This window comes from Pseudoalteromonas sp. SR45-4, from assembly GCF_014163535.1.
In the GTDB taxonomy this organism is placed as follows: domain Bacteria; phylum Pseudomonadota; class Gammaproteobacteria; order Enterobacterales; family Alteromonadaceae; genus Pseudoalteromonas; species Pseudoalteromonas nigrifaciens.
Genome location: NZ_JACJDO010000041.1, coordinates 1 through 2,813 on the forward strand (window position 1 = coordinate 1; position 2,813 = coordinate 2,813).

The window sequence follows — 2,813 nt, forward strand, 5'->3', positions numbered from 1 at the left end:
GCCTAGAGCCTAGAGCCTAGAGCCTAGAGCCTAGAGCCTAGAGCTTTATTTTAGACACAAAAAAACCTTGCTCACTTACGTGGCAAGGTTTTTATTAAAGAGTCGTTGCTTATTTCGGCGTTGTAAAGCTTACTGGGCGACGTTCTTTACGAGGACCGCTGCGCTTATCACCGCGTGCGCTGTCATCTTTATTAAAGCTGCGTTTTTCGCCGCCAGCTGGACGCTCAGAGCGTTCGCCACGTGGCTCAGCAGGACCTTGATCAGCAGTGATTGTTAAGCCCATAGGACGTTTACAAATAAACACTTTTTGGAAATGATCAAGTACATCTTTAGGCATGTTTTTCGGTAATTGAACCGTGCTGTGATTATCGTGTAGACGAATATCACCAATAAACTTGCTTGAAATGTCAGCTTCGTTAGCAATAGCGCCAACAATGTTCTTAACCTGAACACCATGTTCACGACCTACTTCGATACGGTATGTATCCATAGGACCTGCATCACGGCTGTTACGCTCACGAGGTTTACGTTCAGCGCGCTCGCCACCACGTTCACCGCCACGTTCGTTACGACGACCACGATCACCACGGTCATTGCTACGTGGGTTACGATCATTGCGCTCGTTACGTTCGCGAGGTTGAATCTTAACTTCTTCAACCTTAATTGGTGATTGTTGCTGTGCTAAACACAGTAACGCACCAGCAAGGTCTTCAGCAGAAAGTTCAAGCTTTTGAGCCATGTTTGCTGCTACTTCATTAAAGAAAGTAATATCTTTGTTTTCAAGAGCAAGTGTTAACTTGGCTTGTAACGCTTCGATACGTTTTTCTTCAACAATTTTAGCTGTTGGTAATTCAACTTGTGCAATATCTGAATTCGTATGACGAATGATATTTTTAAGTAAATAACGTTCGTTATGTTTTACGAATAAGATTGCTTTACCAGTACGACCAGCACGACCTGTACGGCCGATACGGTGAACGTAGGCTTCAGAATCTTGTGGAATATCGTAGTTGATAACTAAACTTAAACGGTCAACATCTAGACCACGTGCCGCTACGTCTGTTGCAATAACAACATTTAGCATGCCGCTTTTTAAGCGCTCTACTGTGCGTTCACGTGCTTGCTGGTTCATGTCACCGTTAAGTGGAGCGGCAGAGAAACCTTCACGCTCTAATAATTCAGCAAGTTGTACTGTATCGTTACGCGTACGTACGAAAACAATAGCGCCTTCATATTGCTCAGCTTCTAAAAAGCGAACAATGGCTTTATTTTTATGAATGCTTGCATTCCAAAACACTTGCTCTACTGATGATACAGTTGAGTTACGCGCAGAGATATGAACCTGTTCAGGATTGTTCATATACTTGCTGCTGATGTTTTGAATTTGCTTAGGCATGGTCGCAGAGAAAAGACATGTTTGCTTTTCGCGCGGTGTTTTTTCCATGATGCTTTCTACATCATCGATAAAGCCCATGCGTAACATTTCATCGGCTTCATCAAGTACAAGTGCTTGTAGAGCATCAAACTTGATAGTGCCACGGTTAATATGATCGATTAAGCGACCTGGAGTAGCTACGATAACTTGCGCGCCACGACGAAGTGCACTTAGTTGGATACTGTAGCTTTGGCCACCATAAAGTGCCAATACTTCAATACCACGAACATGTTTAGCATATTGTTCAAATGCCTCAGCAACTTGGATCGCAAGCTCACGGGTTGGTGTGAGTACAAGGATCTGTGGCTGTTTCACAGACGGGTCAATATTATTTAATAGTGGTAGTGCAAATGCTGCGGTTTTACCTGTACCCGTTTGAGCTAGTCCCAGTACGTCCTTTCTTTCTAGCAATAACGGTATACATTGAGCTTGGATTTCAGATGGTGTCTTGTAACCCAACTCTTCAACTGCCTTCAAAATTGCAGGAGAAAGATTTAGAGATTCAAACGTGACTGGTTCTGACATTAATACGCCTCAACGAATTTAAAGAGGCGCGCATTATAAAGGATAAATGCGGTAAATGCTTGTAGAAATTACAACTAATTTATAGGTGATTGATGTTGGTCGAAATTTAACCAGCTAAGTAACTAGATTACTTAACTGGTTAACATATTTGATACAGAACTTATTGATAAAGTCCAAGATTCTCTTTGGCGTAGGCCTCAAACTCTGTAAAACCACCAATGTGTTTTTGGTCTACAAAGATTTGCGGCACTGTTGGGCAAGGTTTGCCGGCAGACTTTTCAAGATCTTCTTTACTTATGCCTTCTTTAATAATGTCGATATAGCGAAATTTAAAATCATCACGTTCATTTGATAGTTGTTCTGCTACGTCTTTAGCACGAACACAAAATGGGCAGCCTTCACGACCAAAAATTACAGTTAACATAGTGAACTCCTCAATTAAATTGCTACTAGTGTAACCAATTGAGTTAAATATTAAAGAGCAAACAAGCGATTAAGCTGTTCGCTTTTATTGATATGCCTTAGGGATCAGCGTTTTTAAATAATCGCTACTGTTATTGGGCGCTTAATGTGGTGTTAAAAGTAAAATAAATAATTTTTTGAAAAATCATCTTGAAAACACTTTTGCAGTCCATATATAGATAAGTAGAGGACGCCTGATGGGTCCTTGTTAAACAGAAGTAATTGAAATTTATATTATTAATTAAACTTCATTTGTGTTTGTTCACTAGAAAAGCACAACTGAAATATCGCTTAAATATGAGGATATTATTATGCGTACAGTAGATTTATCACCCCTTTATCGTTCATTCATCGGTTTCGATCATTTAGCGTCTTTAATGGATGCGGCAGC

The 2,813-nt window shown here is 40.7% G+C and carries 2 protein-coding genes and 1 pseudogene; 1 reads left to right on the top strand and 2 read right to left on the bottom strand.

All coding sequences use genetic code 11. The features are described 5' to 3' along the window. Positions 1 to 109: 109 nt before the first annotated feature. Together H5058_RS14950 and H5058_RS14955 are read right to left on the bottom strand one after the other, a co-directional pair. Positions 110 to 1,960, bottom strand: a complete 1,851-nt coding sequence (locus H5058_RS14950; protein ID WP_011327679.1) for a DEAD/DEAH box helicase — start codon at positions 1,958 to 1,960, stop codon at positions 110 to 112. 160 nt (positions 1,961 to 2,120) lie between these two features. Further along, a complete protein-coding gene (locus tag H5058_RS14955; protein WP_011327680.1) occupies positions 2,121 to 2,384 on the bottom strand; it encodes a GrxA family glutaredoxin in 264 nt (87 codons plus the stop codon). Between the two features lie 349 nt (positions 2,385 to 2,733). Here H5058_RS14955 and H5058_RS18705 point away from each other — a divergent pair. Further along, a pseudogene (locus H5058_RS18705) lies at positions 2,734 to 2,813 on the top strand (heat-shock protein); the annotation flags it as partial.